Genomic DNA, 20763 nt, shown 5'->3' with positions numbered 1-20763 from the left:
AATTCAGTTGCAAACCGCATAGCCCGACAGGGCCATTAAAAATTTATTACTTGATTTCATTGCCGTAGGCCTTTTCGAGCAGAACGTCGCTGCGCGAGCCCGAGGCCTTGGCGGCTTCGACGTCCAGGCCCTCGCCATGGCCGCGGCCACGGCCCTCGAACAGCAGGGACGCGCCATTGAATGCCGCGGAGCGCGGGCACGACGGCAGCTTCAAGCCGGAGCGCAGCAAGTCACACGGCAGCGAGCGCGCGGTGTCGAACGTCGCGTCGCCCTCCGTCTGCGCGCGCAGATAGTGCACCCGCCCCGCCTCGAAGCGCAGCGACACCAGCCCGCGCCCCAACAGGCGCTCCACCTCGGCGCGGGGTCGCGCCTGCCGCCAGGGCTCCTGCCCGCCCTGGGAGAAGGTCAGCCACCTGCGCCACTTCAGCGGCGCCAGTCCCAGGGCCTTCGCGTCCTCGGACCGCACGCGCACGGTGCCGCGAAAGGCCTGGCAGTGCGTGGTGTCACAGACAGGGCGCCCCGGGTGACGGCTGTGGCCGTGCTGCTCGTTGTGCGCCACCACCCGCGCCAGCGCCACGCGAGGCTCGCCCGTCAGCGTCACGTCCTCGGCGGCCACCACGCCCGCCGCGTACTGCAGGCGCGTGGTGCGGAAGATGAAGTCGGAGCCGCGCCGCGCCTTCATCGCGCTGGGGGTGGTGGGGACGCCCGGCGGCGGCCGGTACGGCGGAGGCGCGGAGGTGATGAAGACGCCCGCGTAGTCACGCCCTCCTTCCGGACCGCCAGGGAAGCGCACGCGCCAGGGCGCGCCCAGGCACACCGCCGCGCCACGCTTCGTGAGTGAGGCCAGCGGCGCCCAGGCCTCCGCGCCCGCGCGCGGCACCCCCTCCTCCAGCGAGAAGCCCGCGCCGGCGCACCGCGCCTCCACGTCGCCGGCGGGCAACAGTCCCAGCACCTGCACACGCGCGGCCTCCAGGCCGGCCTGCTTGCGCGCGCGCGCCAACGCCTTGGGCACTTCGTCCGCGAACTGGCGAGGCATGGCGCCGGGCCGCACCACCACCGCCACCAGGTCCGCGTCCACGGCGGCAATCCAGCCGAACTGGGGCCGGCTCGCCGCGTCGCGCACGGTGCCCGTCTTGGTGGCCACGCCCGCCAACGACTTCGACGCGGGCAGCTCCGCCAGCGTGCCGCGCGCGGCGTTGTCCGCCAGCAGCGCCACCACCTCCGGCCGGGCCTCCGCCAGCAGCCGGTACGCCTGCGCCACGCCCCAGGGCGACAGGGCCCGCGTGGAGCGCAGCCCCGTCGCCTCCGCCATGTCCTCCGGCAAGCCCGTCAGCCCCACCGAGGCCAGCACCGGCCCCCACGCGCCGAAGGCCCGGGGCGCCGAGCCCCGCGCCTCCCAGTCCAGGAAGTAGCCATTGCACGAGCGCAGCAGCGCGGTGCGCGCGTCCACCTTCGCCGGCAACCCCGCGCCGCAGAGCCACTCCGGCACGCCCGGACGCGGCGGCAACACCGGGTGCTCCGCGCCCGCCGCGTACAGGAAGGGCTTGAGCACCGAGCCATACGGCAGCGCGCGCCGCACGTCCCCCTCCGCCAGCAGCACCTCTCCCGAATGGCGGCTCACCACCACCGTGGCGGGCCGGGCCTCGCGCACGCCCACGCCCGCCAGCTCGTCGATGGACAGCGGCGACGCCCACCGCGCGCCGTCCTGGCACTGCCGAAGCCTGCGCGACAGCGCCGGAGGAAAGCCCGAGGATTCGTTCAGGAGCCGCGCCAGCGCGCGCCGGGCCCGGGGCGTGTCCACCGCCGGCGCCATGGCCAGCTCCGACGCCGCGCGGGACAACGACAGGTAGGGCCCCTCCTTCCACGAGGGCAGCTCGCCACTCACCGCCACGGCGAAGGCTTCGTGGAAGAGGCGGTCCTCGCTGGACTGGGGACACGCCCACCACAGGAGCTGGTGTGCCAGCTCGTGTCGGAGCGCCAGCCGCAGCCGCTCATCCAGCACGCCCGGCGCGTTCTGCCGCAGCTCCACCCACCCCGGGCGCCCCTGGCCATTGCGCTGGGGCGTCAGCGCCGCGCCCTTCTGGAGGACGATGGAGCCAGGAGGCTTCGCCGGCGCGCCTCCGGCCTCCTGGACGTAGCGCGCCTCCAGCGCCGTCCAGGCGGCCTCGGCCTCGCGGCGAAGCCCGGCCTCGGGCGTCACGTCGCCGCGAGTGACGAAGGTCGGGGTGGCCGCGAGCAGCACGGCCACCGTGACGGCCCACCCCATGGACTACAGGTCGCCCAGGCGCTTTTTGGAGGGCACCACCTTCAGCGAGTCCGCGGCCGTCCGCCCGTGGATGCTGGCGGCGTACATGTCCTCGATGTGGGCGGGCGGCGCGGAGAACGTGCCGGCGAACTGCGCGCGCAGCACGTAGCCCACGGTGCGCGGGCTGTCGCTCCACCACGCCGGCTCCTCGAAGAAGAACGTCGCCCGCTCCGGGTCGAGCACGCGGCGCTTGAGCGCCTCGGGCACCAGCGGCAGCGAGTGCGGCGGCCCGCGGAAGGCCTTGTCCTCCTGGAGCGGCACGAAGCCCGCGGGCACCGCGTCCTCCACCACGTAGTACGCCGAGCGCACGCGGTTGTCGCCGCGCGCGTCCAGCGTCAGCTCCACGTAGACCTCCTCACCCTGGGACACGGTGTCGTCCGCGCCCAGCCGCACCTTTCCGCCCTCGCGCAGCACGTAGTAGGCGCGCTGGATGGACATGCCCTCCGCCTTCGGCTGCACGGCGGACAGCGGGGTGCGCGTGGTGGCGCGCAGCGTGGCCACGCCGTCGAAGCCGCCCACGTCCACGGTGCGCGTCCCTGGCGCCAGCACGGCCACCAGGCCCAGCCCGCGCGGGGTGAACTTCACCGGCGTCTTCACGCCCTTCACCTCGGGCGCCTTCATGCCCTGCATCGCCTTCGCGTCGCGCTCCAGCAGCCACAGCGAGTGCAGCAGCGCGGTGCTCCGGTCGAAGGTGGACAGGTCAGGCTCGGACAGCAGCTCCAGGATGCGGCGGCGCGCGCGGGTGATGTCCAGCGTGCCGAACGAGGCCGCGTGCGCGGCGATGGCCGTCAGGCCCACGCGCCGCAGCGGGAAGCGGAAGAAGGCCTCGGACTGCGCCAACGGCTGGCCCGGCGTGTGGGCGGCCAGCGTGGCGTAGCCCTGCGCGCTGCGCGTGACCAACGCATTGATTTGGGACTGGAGCGCGGGCTCCTTGATGACGCCGGCCTTCTCCGCGGCCAGCACCGCCAGGGCCAGCGGGTACAAGTCACCACCCTGGGCGCCCTGCACCAGCGCCCGCACGCGCGCGGCCTGCTTGGAGCCCTCCAGCCGCGCCAGCACGTAGGCGCGCGTGGCGTCGTACTCGGGCGGCAGGCCCTCCTGCGCCTCCAGCCAGCGAGCGCTCTCCACCAGGCGCGGGTCGGCGCGGTCCACCAGCCCCGCCTCGGCCGCGTAGGCCAGGCCGTCCAGCGCGATGAGCGTCAGCGGCAGGCTCGGCGTCTCATAGCCGCCGAACCAGGTGAAGCCGCCGCCCTTCACCGACAGGTCGAGGATGCGCGCGGTGCCCTGCACGGAGCGGCTGCGCGCCTCCGCCAGCAGCGCCTGCGTGTCCGTGTCCAGCTTCGCCAGCGCGCCCGCCTTCTGGAGCACCTGGTACACCGCCACGTTGGGCACGGTGGTGGACACGAGCTGCTCCAGGCAGCCGTAGGGGTACGTGAGCAGCTCGCGCACGTTGGACAGCGCCGCGTCCACGATGGACGGCTGGAGCACCAGCTCCACGCGCGCCAGCGTCGCCTCCTTGGGCGCGGGCACCTCCAGCGCGCCGCCGCCCCAGGCGCTCACCTTCACCACGTCCTCCACCGCCGCCGGCCCCACCTCGAAGCGCTTGAAGTCCTTCAGCGGGTCCTTGCCGCCGGCCACGTTCACGGTGAGCTGGGCCGCGCCCGTGGACGCGGCCTTCAGCGTCAGCGGGACCACCTGCTCGCCGCCCCTGGCCAGCTCCACCTTGTGCTCGAACTGGTCCGCCTTCAGCGCGCCCAGCGTCGCCAGCTTCACGTCCAGCAACTGGCTGGCCGGCGACTTCTCCCCCGCCGACAGGCGCACGGAGGCGAGCGCCTCGTCGCCTTCGCGCAGGAACTGCGGCAGCGCGGCGTAGAGGTTGAGGCCGCCGCGCGTGGCGAACTCGGAGGTGCCCTCGCCGAAGCGGCCGGAGGTGTCCGCCGCCACCGCCGTCACCACCCACAGCGTCTGGTTGGAGGGCAGCGTGAAGCGCACCGTGGCGCGGCCGTCCCGGTCCGTCACCACCGCCGGGTCCCAGTGCGCGGTGTCGCGCTCCAGGTCCTTCGTCTGGCGGCTGGGCGGCTTGATGGAGGCGAAGGCGTGGTCCGGCAGGCCCGCCATCTTCCGCGCCAGCGCCTCGCCGTAGCCGTAGCCCTGGAACTCCGAGGAGAAGAAGTTGGACACGTTGTTGCGCGCCGGCGGGTAGAAGAAGTCCAGCACCTTGGGCCGGAACTCGCTCTGGATGGCGTAGACGGCCTTGTCCACCACGCCCACGGACAGCTGCGCCACCACGCCGCGGCCCTCGTGGTCCACCACGCGCACGTCAATGCTCTGCTCGGTGAGCGGCGGGGCCTCCGCGCGGCGGGGCTGCAGCTCCACCGTGAGGGTGCGCTCGCGCGGAATCACCCGGAAGGCCACCGTGCGCTCCTCCCAGCGGCCCGTGGCCGTGGGGTACGCGATGGATGCGTACACCGCGCTGCCGAAGCGCTTCTCCACGTTGAAGCTGTGCACCAGCGTGCGGCCCGTCAGCTCCACCACCTGCGTGTCGTAGAGCGAGGCGCCCGACAGCGTCACCCACACCGGGCCCGCGTCACGGCCGCCCGAGCCCCAGCTGTCCGGCATCAGCGCCACCAGCTTCGCGGTGTCTCCCGGCGCCAGCGTCCCGGACAGCGAGGCCAGCGTCAGGTTGGGCACGCGCGCCACCGGCTCGTCCGCGCCGCCGATGACCAGCAGGGACTCCTCGCCCTGCCACGTCTCCCCGTTCTTGTCCTTCACCACCACGCGCGCCAGCACCGCGCCCACGTCCGAGGTGGGGACCTTCTCGCGGTGCGTGCCGTCCGCCGCCGTGGAGAAGGAGCGCTTGCCCAGGCTCTTCTCCGAGCCATCCGCCGCGCGCCGCACGAACTCCACCTCTCCCTGCGTCACGCCGTAGGGCTTGCCCGACAGCGTGGTGGCGCGAATCGCCAGCGTCGCGTCGCCGCTCTTGGCCACCACCGCGTCGGAGTAACGCGCCAGGCCCAGCACCTCCACCTTCGACAGGAAGAAGGCGGACGTGGCGTTGGCGAAGGTCTCCTGGTCGTCGCGCGCGCGCACGGTGAGCGTGTACCGGTACGGCAGCCGCTCCTCACCAGCGGCCAGCGCCGGCACGGCGACCTCGACCTCGGCCTCGCCGTTGGCGTCGAAGCCGCTGGCGCTGGACCACGGGTCGTCATAGGCGCCGCGCGCCTCCACGGAGGAGTACAGCCGCTCCGGCACGCTCAGCTTGCCCTCCGTGCTGGAGGCGCTGCCGTACGTCACGTCGCTGCCCTGGCCACCCTTGCCCGCGTCATCCACCCAGGCGGGCGCGTCCAGCAGGCTGCGGTAGAGGAACACCTCGTACTTCGTGGCGTCGGGCGTGCCACCGGCATAGCGGCGGGCGCGCACCTTCGCGCGCAGCGTCTGCCCGGGCACCACCGTCTCCGTCGCGGGCTCCATCTCCAGGTAGAACGTCGGCTTCACGTAGTCCTGCACGCGGGCCTCGCCCTGGTGCGGGTGCCCGTCCACCTCCGCCTCCACGCGCAGCACACCGGTGCCCAAGTCCTCGGGCACCTTCAGCGTGCCGTGGAAGGCACCGAACGCATCCACCGAGGCGCGCGTGGTGAGCGCGCGGCCCTCCTGCGAGACGAGCTTCACCTGCACCTGACGCTGCTTCGGCGTGAAGAGGCGCGCCAGGAAGGTGTCCGGCTGGCGCACCACGCCGCGGAACTTCACCTCGTGGCCCGGCTTGTAGATGGGCCGGTCGCTGTAGATGAACACGTCCGGCGCCACCGCCAGCGCGGAGTAGAAGTCCGTGTCGACAATGGCCGTGTCCCCGCCCGCCGTCGCCGTGGCGATGACGCGCGGCTCCGACACCTCCAGCGTCACCTCGCCCTTCGCGTTCGTCTTCCCCACCGGACCCTTGCCCTTGGGCAGGTACACCCGCACCTCGGCGCCCTCGCGCGGCTTCTGGTCCCGGCCCGCCACGCGCACCAGCACCTGGCCATCCGTCTGCTTGAGCTGCACCGTCAAGTCACTGACGACCAGCACCACCTGTCCCTCCACGCGGCCCTGCACCAGTTGGAGCACGTAGGTGCCCGAGGGCAGCGGCGCCAGCGTGACGCGGCGCTCCTGGAAGCCGCTGGGGCCGCTGGCGTTGAAGCCGGGGACATTGAAGTCCCGCTCGGCGCCGCCCAGGTCCAGGTTCAGCCACTGGCTGCGCGCCACCGTGAAGCCGGGCGGCACGCCCACCAGGCGCTCCGGACCCTCGGCCACCTTGGCCAGCGGCTCGCCCGAGCCCGCCGCTTGCGGGGGACGGGGCATGACGCCTCCCACCTCGTCACGGAAGGCGGGGTTGAGCGTGTCGAGCAGGAACATGCCCGGCGTGCGCACCGCGTTGAAGCCCCGGCTGAGCGCGCGGCCTGGGTTCTTCAGCGTGGGCGGCGTCTGGTACGCGCGCCGCAAATCTCCCTGGGCGCGGATGAAGGCGTCCAGGTTCTCCGGCTTGAGGACGCGCAGCTCGACGGGGCCCTTGTCCTCGAAGGCGACGTCCACCGCCACCGGCTCCTGGGTGCCATAGGCGCGCGGGACGGTGATGTAGAGCGGCTTGGCCAGGGCCACGCCGGACAGCATGAGCGCGGACAGGGCCGCCAGTCGGATGAAGCACTTCATGACCCGAAACCTCCAGGAACCAGCGAGTCGCCCTGCACGGTGCCGCGCAGGCCCAGGTACGGCAGCGACTCCAGGTCGCTCCGCGCCGCTTCGATTTCCGGGGGCGCCGCGCTCGGAATGGGCGCGTCGCGGCGGACCCGGAACTCGGACAGATAACCATCCATGGTGAGTCCGCTGAGCAGCCGGCCCGTGTTCACCCCGAAGGCCACCGAGGTGGGCACGCGCAGCCCCGCCACCACCGGGCCCGCCGCGTTGAGCATGTTGGGCTGCTGGCCCGCGCACGCCTTGCGCAGGCGCTCCAGCTCCGCGTCGTTGGACGCCAGCACCACGTGGTTGCAGTGGGTGCCGCGCACCAGCCGGTTGTAGCCACCGGAGAACAGACCCTCCAGCGCGGCCGCGTCGTCGGTGCGGCCCCACAGCACGGCCAGCTCCACGGGCAGCTTCGCGTCACCGCGCGGCGTCCACACCAGCGCCACCTGGCGCGTGCGCGTGGGGCCCTTGCCGCCGCCCTCCTCCCAGTACGCCTTGAGCGTCTCGGGCTCCAGCGACTCCGGCAGCTTGAGCTGGAAGGCCAGCAGCACCGGCGTGTCCTCCGGCACCAGCTTGAGCAAATCATCGGACAGGGGCGCGGCGTCCAGGCGCGCGGGGCCGTCCAGCAGCTCGCCCGCGATGCCCCGGCCCACCAGCCGTCCCGCCTCCACGCCGAACTGGAGCCGCGTCCCCGGGGCCAACCCCACCACGCTCGACAGGAGCTGCACCTCGCGGCCGTAGGCCGCAGCGTCATAGCCCAGCTCCACGTCCACGCCGTCCTGCGCCTCCAGCTCCGGCAGCTCCGCGCACAGGCCGTGGAGCACCGCCACCGGGTGGCGCGCGAGCACCAGCCTGTCGTTGAGCCGCCCCGCCCACAGCGTCTGCTCCGCCACCAGCCAGCGCTTCAGCTCATAGGTGCCCTCCGCGCCGCCGCCCGGGCAGTGCGGCGCCTTCATGCCGCCGCGGCTGGCGACCCCGTCCAGCGCCTCGTACGCGGACGTCGCGGCGCGGCCTGGCTTGGGGAGGATGAAGGCCGGCGTACTGGCGCGCGCGTCACCGGCGAACCACGTCACGCGGAAGGGGGCGTCCAACATCTGCCCCGCGAAGAGGTCCAGCACCGCGCCCTTGAAGCCCGCCTGGAGGTCCTCGCCGGTGGAGCCGAAGAAGGCGGCCCACGCGCCGACGAAGCCCTGGCCCAGCGGCTTCTGGAGCTGGTCGCGCAGCCACACGTTGGCCACCAGCGCGTCCCGCACCTTGCCCGGGTGGTGCACGTCCACCCAGAGGGCGGAGGGCGCGGCCGTGCCGGGCACGTCCAGCTCCGTCATCTCGGGCTCGGGCAGGCCTTCCACGCCCGCGCCCGCGCTGGGCGGGCCCTTGCGCTCACCGCCGAGCAGGTTCGTGACAGTGCCACCGCCGTCGCGGGACTCGCCGCTGCGCCGCCCCAGGAAGAAGGCTCCGGCCACGGCGCCGCCCACGAGGACGGTCACCACGCCGATGAGCAGCGCCTTGGGCGGGCCACTCTTGGGAGATGTCATGACATCCACTCCTTGAAACGGAAGAAGCCGAGGAAGGAAGCGTTCTGCGGCACCGGGCGCCACTCCAGCGGCGCCTCGGTGACCAGGTGGTGGAGGACGCCGGTGCGCACCGCGGCGCCCTTCTCCCCCGGGTGATAGACGACGCGCGCGGGCGCGTGGGCCCGGTCCTCCGGGCGCACCACCAACATCAGGTGGAAGATGGGGCCCGCGTCCTGCTCCTGGCGGAAGGCGAGCACGTCGCCGGTGCGCAGCGCTTCGCGGGTGGCGTCGTCGCGGCCCAGGCGCTGGAAGCTGTGCTGGAGCAGCACCTCCGCGTCCGCGAAGTCCGACGGGCGCCCCCGGCCGTCACGCCACAGCGGCGAGGACAGACGGTCCGGAGCGACCTGCTTGTACGCGGAACGGAAGGCGAAGCGGATGAGGCCCGCGCAGTCACGCTGGTCCGGATGCCACGCGGCGTCCTGCCTGCGGACCTGGGCCAGCGCCACGCGCGCCACCAGCCGCCGGAGCAGCACGTCGCGCGCCTCGGGCGTAGATGACGCCGCCGGCGCGGAAGCACGGGACGGCCCCACCGACGAGGACGCATGGGTCCGCGTACTGGCCGCGCCGGACGCGGACGGCGCGGACGCATGAGGCCGCACGCCAGCCGTTCCGTTCGCCAGGGGCGCGGACGCATGGAGCAGCACGAGCACGGGAAGGACGTGGCGCATGGACGTGAAGACCCGGACGACGGAGGCGTCAGTACTCACCGTCGCCGTTGGACTGGAGTTCCTTGAGGGCCTCATCCAGGTTCTTGGGCCACGCGGCGTGCTTCGGACGCGGGTCCTGCGAGGGCACGTACACCTCCGCCTGCCCGGCCCCGAGCACATTCACCCAGGCCAGCACGCGGGTGGTGCCCGGCGTGGCCAGGGGGATGCGCACCATGCGGCGAATCTCGCTCGGCGTGCCCTCGAAGAGCGACAGGTTCAGCGTGGCCACGGTGTGGGCCTTGTCACCGCTGGGCCAGTAGTTGGTGGCCACCAGGTACACGCCCTTGGGCGGCGCGCGGTGGATGTAGAGGTACGGGCCGTACGCGGGCTGATCGAAGTCACCGCCCTGCGAGTTGAGGAAGAAGGTGCCGCCGGAGGGGCTCGCGGTGTTGGCCCAGTACACGTGCGCCATCTTCTCCACGTCCAGGGTGCCGCCCTCGGCGCTGGCGTCGGTGGGCTCGTACAGGTGCAGGTCGGTGTAGACGCCGTCGGTGTCGCTGGTGAGCACCACCTTGAAGGGCACCGGCGGAATCTGCGCGTAGCTGGTGGCCTGCGCGCGCGCGGTGCCGGCCTGGTTGGTGGCCATCACCGTGACGACATTCTTGCCGCTGGCGGCGGGGAACTTGCGGCTGAAGCGCCCGCGGTACGTGCGCATCAGGTAGCGGTCGCCGTTGATGGACACCACCACCGGGTCAATGGTGGTGTCGCTGACGGTGCCCTCGATGAGCATCATCCGGTCCACCGTCCAACCGCCCGACGGCGCGGACAACGTGACGGCCGGGAGCGTCTTGCCCTTACCAATGGGCACGCCCTGTTGACGGGGATTGGCGGCGGGCGTCTGCGCCAGCAGCACGGCGAGGAGGACAGGCAGCATCACGCGTCCTTGATGGAAGGAGGTCCGCGAGCGTTCGCGGGTGGACAGACTGCGGCAGCAGTGCCCTCCTTTTCAAGTCGCCTGCCAGCCTCCTGGGCGGCGAGGCACACCTTCCCAGCTTTCGAGAGGCGCCACACGCGGTGGGAATCAAGACCCACCGCGTGCCGGCAATCCCTCAGGACGCCGTCGGGCTCTGCGCCTCGGCTGCTGCCGGCGCGGCCTGCGCTTCCTTCTTTTCCTCGGCCTTTTCTTCGGCCTTCACCTCGGCCTGTTCTTCGGCCTTCGCCTCGGCCTGTTCTTCGGCCTTTTCCTCGGCGCCGCCGCTGGCACCAGCTGGCTTGCCTGTGGCAGGAGCTCCCGGAGGAGGGGTCCGCTTGGCGGCGCTGGCGGCCTGACGAACGAGCTCGCGGGCCTTCTGCGCCACCTTCGGCGTGGGCGCGAGGATCATGAACATCAGACGCCCTTCCATGCGGGGCATCTGCTCCACGATGGCCACGTCCTTCAGGTCCTTGGCCACGTCGTCGAGGATGGCCGTGCCCTGCTCCTTGTGCGTGATTTCACGACCACGGAACTGGATGACGACCTTCGCCTTGTTCCCGTCCTCGATGAACCGGCGGGTATTGCGGACCTTGAACTCGTAGTCGTGCTCTTCCGTCTTCGGACGGAGCTTCACTTCCTTGAGCAGGACCGTGACCTGGGCACGCTTCGCTTCCGAGGCCTTCTTCTTCTCCTCGTACTTGAACTTGCCGTAGTCCATGATCTTGCAGACCGGAGGACTGGCCATGGGGCTGATTTCAACGAGGTCCAGCCCCTCTGTCCGGGCGCGATCCAGCGCCGCCTCGAGAGGCATGACCCCGAGCTGGCTACCGTCAGAGCCGACGACGCGGACCTCACGGGCACGGATACGGCGGTTGGTTCTCTGGTCGCGGCTCCCGCCGCGGCTGCTTCTCTGTTCGCGAATGATGGTGACTCTCCTCCGAATTGGGTTTCAGGCCTGCCCACCCAAAGGTGTGGCAGGCAGGTCCGCGACAACAAGGGACCGTACACACATGTGAAGCGCCCCGCCCTGCTTGGGACCCACGCCTGGCAGTGTAACCCGCGGGCGCAGGAGTACATCCCAATGCCCGCTCGCCCGGTAGGAAGGGGAGCCCTGGGTGAACTTTCCTCTTTGGGAGACGGTAACGCCAGAGATAACGCCCGAGCCGTCCACCTGCCGTGGAACCATGCCCCCAATGTACCCCCCAAGGGCCCTCTGGGGACGCCACTCCCGCTCGGCCCGGGGGGGGCGGGGAATTGCCGGGTGGGAAACAGACGGGCGTGGACGGAACGTTCCTTCCAGGCCGGACCCGGACCCGGAGTCATGGCAGGAGGCCCACGCCCCGCTCCGCCCACTCGCTCCCCAGGGCGGTGCGCGGGCGTGCCCGCGTCTCCGCGGCCTCCGTCCGGAACGTGTCCCGTGAGAGAGTCGGCCGTCTCCGCATCGGAGTCACACCATGAGTCCGCCCCCTCCGCCCATCTCCGCCGTGATTGCAGGACTGCTCGAAACGCTGGCCCGGGAGGACCGCTCCGTGGCCACGCCGCCCGTGGCGCGGACTTTCGATGAAGCCGCGCGGGCGCTCTACGCCATCGCCGGGCAGACGCGGGCCGCGCACTTCTCGGTGTGGGCGGACACGCTCGAAGACGGGCAGGACGCCGCGGGCATCAGCCTCTTCTATGACGTCCCCGACACTTCGGCGCGGCCGGGGCTGCTCGGCGCGGAGAAGCGCGGGGTGCGGCACGCCCTGGACCTGTCGCTCCACAGGCCGCTCACGGAGGCCATGGCGGCGCTCGCGAAACGCGGCGCCGATGCCCGGCGGCCCGACCGCGGCAGTGTGCCGTTCCCGTTCGAGGCCAGCAGCCCGGAGGTGGAGTTCCGGGTCCTCTTCCAGCCGGGCGCGCTGGGCCCGTGGGTCATCTCCGTGGCCCGGGACCGGCGGACGCGGGACGCGTTCCCCTCGTTCGCCTCGCTGCCCCTGTCCGCCGAGGAGTCCGGCTTCCTGTCGGAGCGCTTCCTCCAGCTCGACTCGCTCTTCCAGGGGCAGGGGGTGCTCTTCACCGGCGCGCGTGGCTCGGGGCGGACGACGTCGCTCCACGCGGCCATCGAGGCACTCCCGGATGGTGTGCGCGGGATGGCCGCGTTGGAGACGCCCCGCGCCACGGACCTCCGCTTCGGCATCGTCCAGCCTGGAGATGAGAAGACGATGGAGGGCACGCTCCGCGCGTTCCTGAGGCAGGACCCGGACGTGGTGTTCGCGGACGAGGTCCGCACGGACGAGGAGCTGCGGATGCTCATCAACGCGTCGCTGACAGGGCACGCAACGGCGGGCGTGCTCGAGGCCCAGACGCCCGAGGCCGCGCTCCAGCGGGTGCGCGCCGCGCTTCCCGACGTTTCCGTGGCGCCGCTCCTCGTCCATCACACCGTGGACGCACCGTCCGGCGCACGCACGATGGCGCTGTACCGCGTGGTGGAGGATGGGACAGGCCCGGGCCGCGTCGAGCGCTGGCGGCCTGACTGAACGCCGTGCGTCCGCTGGCCCACGCAGGCAGCCACCTGGCGCTCGCGTGGAACGCGGCGGATGTGCGAAACCCCAAGGGATGAAGCGTCACGCCCCGGCCACGGAACGCAATCGCGAGCCCCTGCTCGCCGTCCTCCGCGAAGTCCTCCCCGCCTCCGGCAGGGTGCTGGAGGTGGCCAGCGGCACGGGGCAACACGCGGCCTGGTTCGCCCGCGCCCTGCCCCACCTCGTCTGGCAGCCCACCGACGTGGACGCGGAGTCGCTGGAGAGCATCGAGGCGTGGCGCGCCGAGGAGGGCCCGCCCAACCTGCTGCCGCCGCGCCGGCTCGACGCGAGCGCGGAGTCCTGGCCGGAGGCGAACGCGGACGTCATCCTCAACGTGAACATGATTCACATCGCCCCCTGGGCGGCCTGCCAGGGGCTGATGCGGGGCGCAGGCCGGGCGCTGTCTCCCGGCGGGCTGCTCGTCCTGTACGGCCCCTACTTCGTCGAGGGCCGCGAGACGGCTCCCAGCAACCTGGCGTTCGACGCCTCCCTTCGCGCCAGGAATCCGGCGTGGGGCGTGCGGTCGCTGGAAGCCGTCACCGCCGAGGCCGCCCTGCATGGCCTGGAGCGCGAGCGCGTGGTGGACATGCCCAGCAACAACCTCACCGTGCTCTTCCGCAAACCCCGTCCCCCGGTGTCCCCACACTGAAGGCCGCCCGACACCGCGCCGGCGGAGTGCGGACCGCCGCACACGCCCGCGGCGCAGGCCCCCTTCACGCCCGGCACGCACGCCACTACCCCATCCCGTGGCGAGACGTGGGCGGGACAGGGGGAACACCATGCCGGACGCACCAGCGAGGGCCCGCGCGCCGGAGGCCGTGCTGTTCGCCTCGGCCCTCCCTGGCAACGTGACAGGCGCCCGGAGCCGTCAACGCGCGCTGGTGCTGGTGCTGGCCGCCGTCGGTCTGCACGCCGCGGCGCTCTTCGGCGCGGCCTCGCTGTGGCACGGCCTGCCGCGACGGCTCGAAGGCGAAACCACCCGGGGAGAGGTCCTCGTGCTCCGGCTGACCGCCAGGCCGCCTTCGGCGCCCGTGGGGGAGCTCACCGGGACGGCCCCCGTGGCCCCTCGCCCCCGGACCGCGCGCAGGCCTCGGCCCTTGCGCGCGCCCACGCCGGCGCGCACCGCCGCGGCACCACGCCCCCCCGAACCCGCGGAGCCGCTGTCCGTCGGGCGCCCCGCCGGCATCCCAGCCCACGGCCGTGACAGCCTGGCGGGCCGCGCCGTGGCGGGCATCACCCAGCGCGCCCTGGGGCCGGGCTTCCCGGGGCTGCTCGTGGAGCCGCCGCCCGCCACGGCCTCCGACAACCGCGAGGACGCGGCCCGGCGCTACTTCGAACAGATGTTCCGCGACCGCTTCGAGGACGTGCCCTACCCCCACGAGGCGCGGATGGCGGGCATCGAAGGGTCATTGGTGCTGCGCATCTCCGTGGGCGTGCAGGGTCAACTGGTGGCCCTGGGGGTGCTGGGCCCCTGCCCCCACCGCCTCTTGTGCGAAGCCGCGCAGGAGGCGGTGCGGCGCGCCGCGCCCTTTCCACCGCCGCCCCCGGCGCTCGGCGACCGGGTCACCGTCGAGCTGCCCTTCAACTACCACCTGCGATGAGCGCGCGTGCGGGCCGCGCTAGCCCGCGCGCATCCACCCTTCGCGCTCCAGCAGTCCGGCCACGCGGGCGGCCAGCTCGTCGCGGATGCGGTGGACCAGGACATCCGACTTGTCCTTGGGGTCCTCCAGCGGCCAGTCCTCGCGCTGGAGCCCCGGCACCTGGGGACAGGCCTCGCCACATCCCAGGGTGATGAGCCATTGCGCGTCCTGGGCCAGGTCGTCCGTGAGCAGGCGGGGCTTCACGTCGTGCAGGTCGATGCCAATGTCCCGCATCGCCGCGAGCACTTCGGGATGCACCTTGTCGCCAGGCTGCGTCCCCGCGGAGACGGCGCGCGCCTTCTGGGGGTCTACCATCACGTTGAAGAACGCCTCCGCCATCAGCGAGCGGCCAGCGTTGTGTACACAGGCGAAGATGACCTTGTTCATCAGACGTCCAACTCCATTCCTCAAAGGTTCACGCGCCCCTCCACGCGCGAAGCGACTTTCGGTGTGTTCAATCGCTTGCATATCTCACGGACGGCTGGCCGCAAAGGGAGTGGCCGGGCGGACGAAAGGCCACACACGCCTACCTTTGGCGGGCGCAATCCATTGCGCATGTGAAAAACGCCTGCAACTGCAACGCGGCGCGCAACCGGGAGGCATCCGCTGCGGCGGCGTCCCGGCCCGGCGCCCCCGTGGAACGGGAGGACTGGGCCGGGAACGCCCATGACACGGCGGAGCGGCTACTCCAGGCCCGCGGCCTGACCGTCCGCGCCGGCGCCGCCCAGCACGAAGCCGTCGAAGGCCACGTTGGCCATCAGCTCCACGCGCTCCTTGTGCTTCTTCAGCAGCGCCACGTTGGCGGCGGCCGCCTTCTTGGATTCCTCGGACAGCGGCTGCTCCTCGTTCGCGCGGGTCTCCTCAATCGAGTCCAGCGTCTCCTGGAGCTGCGCCCGGGCCTCCTCCAGCTGCGCGCGCTCCGCGTCGGAGAGCGAATCATCCGCCAGCCGCTTGTCGACCTCGGCCAGCTGCGTCGTCATCATCTTCCGGCCCTGCTCCGCCGCGGCGCCAAGCTGGTCCAGGCTGTCAGCCACCATGGAGGCATAGACGGTGGTGGTGATGCTCTGGAACTCGGCGGGCGACATCCCCTGCGCCTTGAGGCCGGCGATGTACGCCTTGCGCACGTCCGCCATCAGCCCCATGAAGAGACCCGCGGCGTCCATGGCCGCGTTGAAACCCGGCTTCTCGTCACCGTCGCCCGCGTGCTCGGCCTCGAACTCCTTGGACTTCACCTCGAAGGCCTTGAAGGCCGGCAGCGCCGACTCACGCACCGTCAGGTAGGCCAGCAGCCGCTGCTCGTCCAGCGGCAGCACCTGCCCCTCCGGAGGCGCCTTGAACGGATTGCTGGCGTTGAGCTGCGTCAGCTCCTGCTCCTGGGCCTGCATCGCCTGCACGGCTTCGATGCTGCCGCCGAACTTGTTCTTGGCCCAGATGCCACCCGCCAGCATCAAGCCAATGCCCGCCAGGATGAAGACACCGCAGCCGATGCCCAATCCGATGAGGACCTTCTTCATGAAACCCTCCAGGGAAGACGTGTCACCACGGACCCTGTGCTAGCCGGGCCGGGCCCCCTGGAGCAAGCGTCACGGTGTCACGGAGCGTTCGACGCCCGGGCGAGCGAGCTGCGCGGGCTGGCGGGGCAGGCGGGCCTGGAACGTGGTGCCCTCCTGCTCCGTGGAGTGGACGCGGACCACGCCGCCGTGGGCATCCACGATGTGCTTCACGATGAAGAGGCCCAGCCCCAGCCCGCCCCGGGCGCCCTTTCGCTCCGGGCGCTTCATCGGTTCGAACAGGCAGGTCCGAAGCTCCGGGGCAATGGGCCCGCCCGAGTTGTGGACGGTCAGCAGCACGTCGTCACGCAGCCCCTGCGTGCGGATGCGCACCGGGCAGTGCTCCGGGCTGTAGCTGAGCGCGTTGTTGACCAGGTTGGTGATGACCTGCGCCAGCCGGTCCGCGTCCCACAGCCCATGACCGTCTCCCCGGCACTCCAGCTCCAGCCTCCGCTCCGGGCGGGCGAGCCGGACCTCCTCCACCACCTGCCGTGTCAGCTCGTGCAGGTCCAGCCACCGGGGCTCCATGGGAATGCCACCGCCCAGCCGGGCCTGCGTGAAGTCGAGCAAGTCCCTCAGCATGCGCGTGGCGCGCTCGGCGCTGGAGAGGATGCGGCCCAGTCCCTTGCGGAGCCGCTCATCCAGGCCCTCCCGCCGCAGCATCGCGGTGGCGGACATGCTGATGGCGGAGAGGGGATTGCGCAGGTCGTGGCTGACGATGCCGATGAGGAGCTGCTCGAACTCCGCGCGCCGCTTCGCCTCCAGCTCCGTGGCCCGCCGCTCGGTGATGTCCTGCATGGCGCCCACCATGCGCACCGCGTGGCCCTCCGCGTTCCGGATCACCTGCCCCCGGTCGGAGATGACGGCCCAGGTGCCGTCCCCCCGCAGGAAGCGGTACTCGTCCGTCCAATGGCTCGCGCCCTGGTCGATGACGGTCCGCATGTCCTGGGCAATCCGCTCGCGGTCCTCCGGATGGATGTGCTCCGTCCACCATTCGATGTCCCGCCGCGGGACGCCCGGGGGCAGCCGGAACTGGACGGCGGCCAGCTCGCTCCATTCGATGGTCCCCGCGTCCAGGTCCCAGTCATAGATGACGTCGCTGGTCGCCAGCGTGGCCAGCCGGTAGCGCAGCTCCGACTGGCGCAGCACCTCCTCGGCGCGCCGCCGCTCGCTGATGTCCAGCGACACGCCCGCCACGCTCATCACGCTGCCGTCGGGCCCGATGACGGGTGAGATGCCTGTCATGAAATAGGAGCCCGCCATCTCCACCTCCAGGGTGAAGGACTGTCCCTCCTGGGCGCGCAGCGTGGCGGCCACGAGGTCCGGCCGGTCGCGGTACACGTCGAACGCGGAGCGCCCCACGTAGGCGCCTCGCTCCAGTCCCAGCGCGCTCAGCCGCTCGCCCTCGAAGAGGGTGATGATGCCCTGCGCATCCGTGGCCCAGAGGACGACGGGCAGTTGGGTGACGATGCGGCGCAGGTGCTCACGGGCCTCGTCCCGCTCGCGCTCCAGCCGCTTCGACTCGGTGAAGTCCGTGGAGAAGCCACACACCCCAACGACGCGCCCCTGCGCATCCGGGAGGGGGAACTTGAGGGTCTGGAAGACGCGCGGCCCGTCGGGGAGCGGCACGTACTCGTCGATGGTGAGCTGCTGGCCGCAGTCCAGCACCTGCCGGTCACTGCCAGAGAAGGTGCCGGCGACCTCCGGGGAGAACAGGTCGAAGTCGGTGTGCCCCACCACATCGCGCCGGAGCTTGCCGGAGGTCTTTTCAAAGCCGTGGTTCACGTAGAGGTACCGGCCCGCCATGTCCTTGGCGTAGATGACCGTCGGCGCGTGGTCGAGCAACTGATGCAGCCAGGCCCCCGTGGCGCGGGCGGTGCGCTCGTCCTCCAGGGAGGACTGGCCCACCGCCTCCGCCAGCCCCGCGTCGAGCACCTGGGCCAGCGCGCGCAGTCCCGCGAGCTCGGGCACCCAGCCCACGGACTCCAGGCTCTCGAGGATGGCCTCCTGCAGCGCGCCGTACTCGACCACCAGCGCGCTGATGCCGAAGCCCGCCAGGTAGCGCTCACGGCCATGCGCGCGGCCCAGAGCGCGGGCCTCCGCCAGCCGCTCCTCCGTGGAGTGGATTCGGAGCAGCGCCCCCAGCCGCCCCACGAGCGTGTGGAGTCCCCCCGCCTCCGTGCTCGCCAGGGGAGCGAGCGCCCCGAGCGCGGCGCCCACCCCCGCCAGCCAGCGCCGGGTGATGTCCTCCCTCAGGACTTCCAGCGCATCCGGCAGCGTGAGCGTCGCCATGACGCGTGGGCTCATGCGCGCGCCGTCGTGGTCGATGATTGCCCTGGCATGTCCTCACCAGCCTCCCAGCCAGGAACGCCCACCCTCACCATGCGGGCCGCGCGTGGCTGCTACCACTTGGGATACTTCCCTTCCCCCGGCCGGGCTGCCCGTCTCCGAGTCAGGCTCGGAGGATGCCTCGTGGAAGAGGCGGCCACGCTGGCGCCGCGTCCGTCAGGGGCTTCACCGCTGACAGGGCACGGGCGCGCAAGCCCCCCAGACGCCGCGCCTCGCCAGCCGGGCCTGCGCCTCCAGGGCCTCGAACTCCGCGCGCCTCGAACGGCCCGCGGGAGGAACGTGGAGCACGCAGGCATGGCCTCTCTCCACCAACAGCGTGTTCACCTCCCGGCCGTCCACGGACACGTAGGCAAGGAGCCGACCGAAGCGGTCCTCGCACGCCTCGCCATAGGTCAGCGTCACCCGCCTGCCGTCGACGAGTCCCCGGTTGAAGGCATGGGCCTCCGGACCGAAGCAGTCACCGCCCGCCCCCGTGCGCTCCGGTGCATCCGCGAGCAGGTAGCGGACACGCTCACCGCTCTCCAGGACGACCGTGTCCCCATCCAGGACCTCCGCCACGCGTCCCGAAGCGGGGCCGCAAGCGACGTCCGCGTCCCCCCCACCACAGGCAGCCAGCAAGCAGGCCACCGCGCCTTTCATCAAAGCGCGCATGAGCGGTTCACCCCTCCCGGCGTGCCCCGGTCGCCCCGGCCATAACGGGCCGACTCGGGCGTGGGGCAGAAGCTCCCGGGCCAGTCATTGCGCTGCGGGTCGCCGCGCCCGGGGTCGAGCTGCGAGGACACACCTGGGATGGCCGCCCCCGTCCACGACACATCGTCGAGCACGCGGCCTTCCACCGAGAGCTGGAGCTTCCGGCTGCCCGCCGTATTCGCCAGGTTGAAGTTGAAGGTGCCGAGCACCGCGGGCAGCCCGCCATTGCGGGACACATCCTCACTGCGCGCCAGGACCGCCCGGCCTCCAGCCCTGACGGCCAGACACAGCGCCGAGTCGAACGTCGAGCGGCCCCCGCCTTCGTTGGACAGCGACACCCCGTTGAGGTCCACGTCGCGCAGCGCGAGCACCTCCACCCACTCCCCCGTGGCGTCCGCCACCGCCTGGGGGTCCGCCATGAACTCGGTGAGCACGAGCGAGCCCGCATCAGGCACCCTGCGCGCCCGAGTCCTCCCGGTGGTCCGGTCAATACATCCGTCCTCGAGCGTCCCGGCATCCACGCCGCCATCAGCGGTTCCACCGTCGCCGTCGCCGCCCGGCGTGCCAGCGTCTCCCTCACAGACACGATTCCCACGGCCGGGTGTCCCCTGGTTGCCGCGCGAGCCATAGGCGGCCGTGGCCGCGCACCATGCGGAGGGTGCGTCATTCTGGACAGCGTCCGCGAGCGGCGCGGACACCTGCGTGGCCACGCCATCCACCGCCAGACTGTAGTCGGCCGCGTCGACCACCACGCCCCCGGCCTTCACCTGCAGCCGGCCGCCCGCGTTGCGCAGGTCCATGCTGAAGGTCGCCACGGGCGGAGGAAGCCCTCCGTTGAGGGTGGCATCCGTGCGGCGGGCCAGCACCGCGTACTCCCCCGCCGCGAGCGACAGGCACCCCTCCGCCTTCACGGTCGCCTCACCCGCCTCGGCGACCAGCGTCACGCCGTTGAGGTCCACGGGGGCCGTGGCCCGCAGCTCCACCCACTCCCCCATCGTGTCGTCGCCACGCGGGTTGGCCATGACCTCGGTGATGACCAGGTCTCCAGGCGCCGGCGGCAGGACGGGCCTCACCGCACCGGCGCCCGCGGGCCTGCACGTCGCCACCACGCCCGCGTCCTCCGGGACGCCCGCGTCACCCACGGGGCCACAGGGCGCGTTCGCGGCGCCAGGGCTGCCCTGGAACGCCCCACCGGCCCCCGCGTCGGGCGAGTCACACCAGCGGGCCAGGTCGTCGTTCCCCGCCATGTCCGGCACCAGGCGGCCGTCGTAGATGCGCGACACCCCGCTCTTCGCGGGCGCGGAGAGCGGGACCTCGTCCAGCACCCGCTCCCCGCACCGAATGCCCAGCCGTCCGCCCGTGTTCCCCAGCGCCCCCAGCCCGTCGCCATAGGCATGGTCGACATGCGCGGGCACCGGTCCGTCGCGCACATCGCCCAGCACCACGGAGTCCCCCGCCGCCACCGTCAGCTCCTCAATGACGGCGTAGGCCTTCTCCTGCGAGCCATCCGAGCGCGACGCGTAGAGCGTCAGCCCGTACAGGTCCACGGGCGCGCGCGTGGGGTTGTGCAGCTCCACGTACTCCTGCCCCGTGTCCGTCCCCACCGGGTCGTTGAGGTACTCGGTGATGACGACGTCACCGGGCAGCAGCCCCGCGCACGCCGCGTCCACGTCTCCGTCCAGGGGCGTCCCACCACACGCCCATGCGCCCGCCAACCCCAACAACCCGCCCCACCCCAAGTACCTGCCCCAGCCCTTCATG

14 protein-coding genes are annotated in these 20763 nt (G+C 72.1%); 3 read left to right on the top strand and 11 right to left on the bottom strand.

Going from position 1 to position 20763, the window contains the following annotated elements; genetic code table 11:
* Positions 1–46 precede the first annotated feature (46 nt).
* The 6 genes from KGD87_RS29670 to infC all read right to left on the bottom strand — a co-directional run bounded on the left by KGD87_RS29670 (position 47) and on the right by infC (position 11137).
* On the bottom strand, positions 47–2266 hold the full coding sequence (locus KGD87_RS29670; RefSeq protein ID WP_284664311.1) for a SpoIID/LytB domain-containing protein: 2220 nt from the start codon (positions 2264–2266) through the stop codon (positions 47–49).
* Positions 2267–2269: 3 nt separating this feature from the next.
* Positions 2270–6988: an alpha-2-macroglobulin family protein gene (locus KGD87_RS29665; protein WP_284664310.1), complete on the bottom strand. Its 4719-nt coding sequence runs from the start codon at positions 6986–6988 to the stop codon at positions 2270–2272.
* Positions 6985–8553, bottom strand: a complete 1569-nt coding sequence (locus KGD87_RS29660) for a hypothetical protein (RefSeq protein WP_284664309.1) — start codon at positions 8551–8553, stop codon at positions 6985–6987. The genes KGD87_RS29665 and KGD87_RS29660 overlap by 4 nt, the downstream gene beginning before the upstream one ends.
* Complete coding sequence (locus KGD87_RS29655; RefSeq protein WP_284664308.1) at positions 8550–9260, bottom strand: DUF1175 family protein; 711 nt, start codon at positions 9258–9260, stop codon at positions 8550–8552. The genes KGD87_RS29660 and KGD87_RS29655 overlap by 4 nt, the downstream gene beginning before the upstream one ends.
* A 28-nt stretch (positions 9261–9288) precedes the next feature.
* Entirely contained in the window at positions 9289–10173 is an 885-nt protein-coding gene (locus tag KGD87_RS29650; protein ID WP_163784203.1) for a DUF2135 domain-containing protein, read from the bottom strand.
* A gap of 175 nt (positions 10174–10348) precedes the next feature.
* Positions 10349–11137 carry a translation initiation factor IF-3 gene (gene infC, locus KGD87_RS29645; RefSeq protein WP_350102615.1) on the bottom strand — a complete coding sequence of 263 codons (789 nt, stop codon included), beginning with the start codon at positions 11135–11137 and terminating at the stop codon, positions 10349–10351.
* 529 nt (positions 11138–11666) lie between these two features.
* Here infC and KGD87_RS29640 point away from each other — a divergent pair.
* From KGD87_RS29640 to KGD87_RS29630, 3 genes are all read left to right on the top strand, one after another.
* The gene (locus KGD87_RS29640; RefSeq protein WP_284664307.1) at positions 11667–12728 is read left to right on the top strand and encodes an ATPase, T2SS/T4P/T4SS family; all 1062 of its coding nucleotides are present in this window, start codon (positions 11667–11669) and stop codon (positions 12726–12728) included.
* Between the two features lie 79 nt (positions 12729–12807).
* Positions 12808–13422, top strand: coding sequence for a DUF938 domain-containing protein (locus KGD87_RS29635; protein WP_284664306.1), 615 nt, complete (start codon positions 12808–12810; stop codon positions 13420–13422).
* A gap of 130 nt (positions 13423–13552) precedes the next feature.
* On the top strand, positions 13553–14374 hold the full coding sequence (locus KGD87_RS29630; RefSeq protein WP_284664305.1) for a TonB family protein: 822 nt from the start codon (positions 13553–13555) through the stop codon (positions 14372–14374).
* A gap of 18 nt (positions 14375–14392) precedes the next feature.
* Here KGD87_RS29630 and KGD87_RS29625 read toward each other — a convergent pair whose 3' ends face one another.
* From KGD87_RS29625 to KGD87_RS29605, 5 genes are all read right to left on the bottom strand, one after another.
* A complete protein-coding gene (locus tag KGD87_RS29625; RefSeq protein WP_163786827.1) occupies positions 14393–14800 on the bottom strand; it encodes an arsenate-mycothiol transferase ArsC in 408 nt (135 codons plus the stop codon).
* A gap of 296 nt (positions 14801–15096) precedes the next feature.
* A complete protein-coding gene (locus KGD87_RS29620; RefSeq protein WP_284664304.1) occupies positions 15097–15927 on the bottom strand; it encodes a hypothetical protein in 831 nt (276 codons plus the stop codon).
* Between the two features lie 69 nt (positions 15928–15996).
* Entirely contained in the window at positions 15997–18255 is a 2259-nt protein-coding gene (locus KGD87_RS29615) for a PAS domain-containing sensor histidine kinase (protein ID WP_284664303.1), read from the bottom strand.
* 222 nt (positions 18256–18477) lie between these two features.
* Complete coding sequence (locus KGD87_RS29610; protein WP_163787414.1) at positions 18478–18951, bottom strand: thermonuclease family protein; 474 nt, start codon at positions 18949–18951, stop codon at positions 18478–18480.
* The gene (locus KGD87_RS29605; RefSeq protein ID WP_284668707.1) at positions 18951–20762 is read right to left on the bottom strand and encodes a lamin tail domain-containing protein; all 1812 of its coding nucleotides are present in this window, start codon (positions 20760–20762) and stop codon (positions 18951–18953) included. The genes KGD87_RS29610 and KGD87_RS29605 overlap by 1 nt, the downstream gene beginning before the upstream one ends.
* Position 20763 lies beyond the last annotated feature (1 nt).

This window comes from Myxococcus sp. SDU36 (assembly GCF_030168875.1).
GTDB lineage: Bacteria > Myxococcota > Myxococcia > Myxococcales > Myxococcaceae > Myxococcus > Myxococcus vastator.
This window is presented reverse-complemented; position numbering and strand designations above follow the sequence as displayed.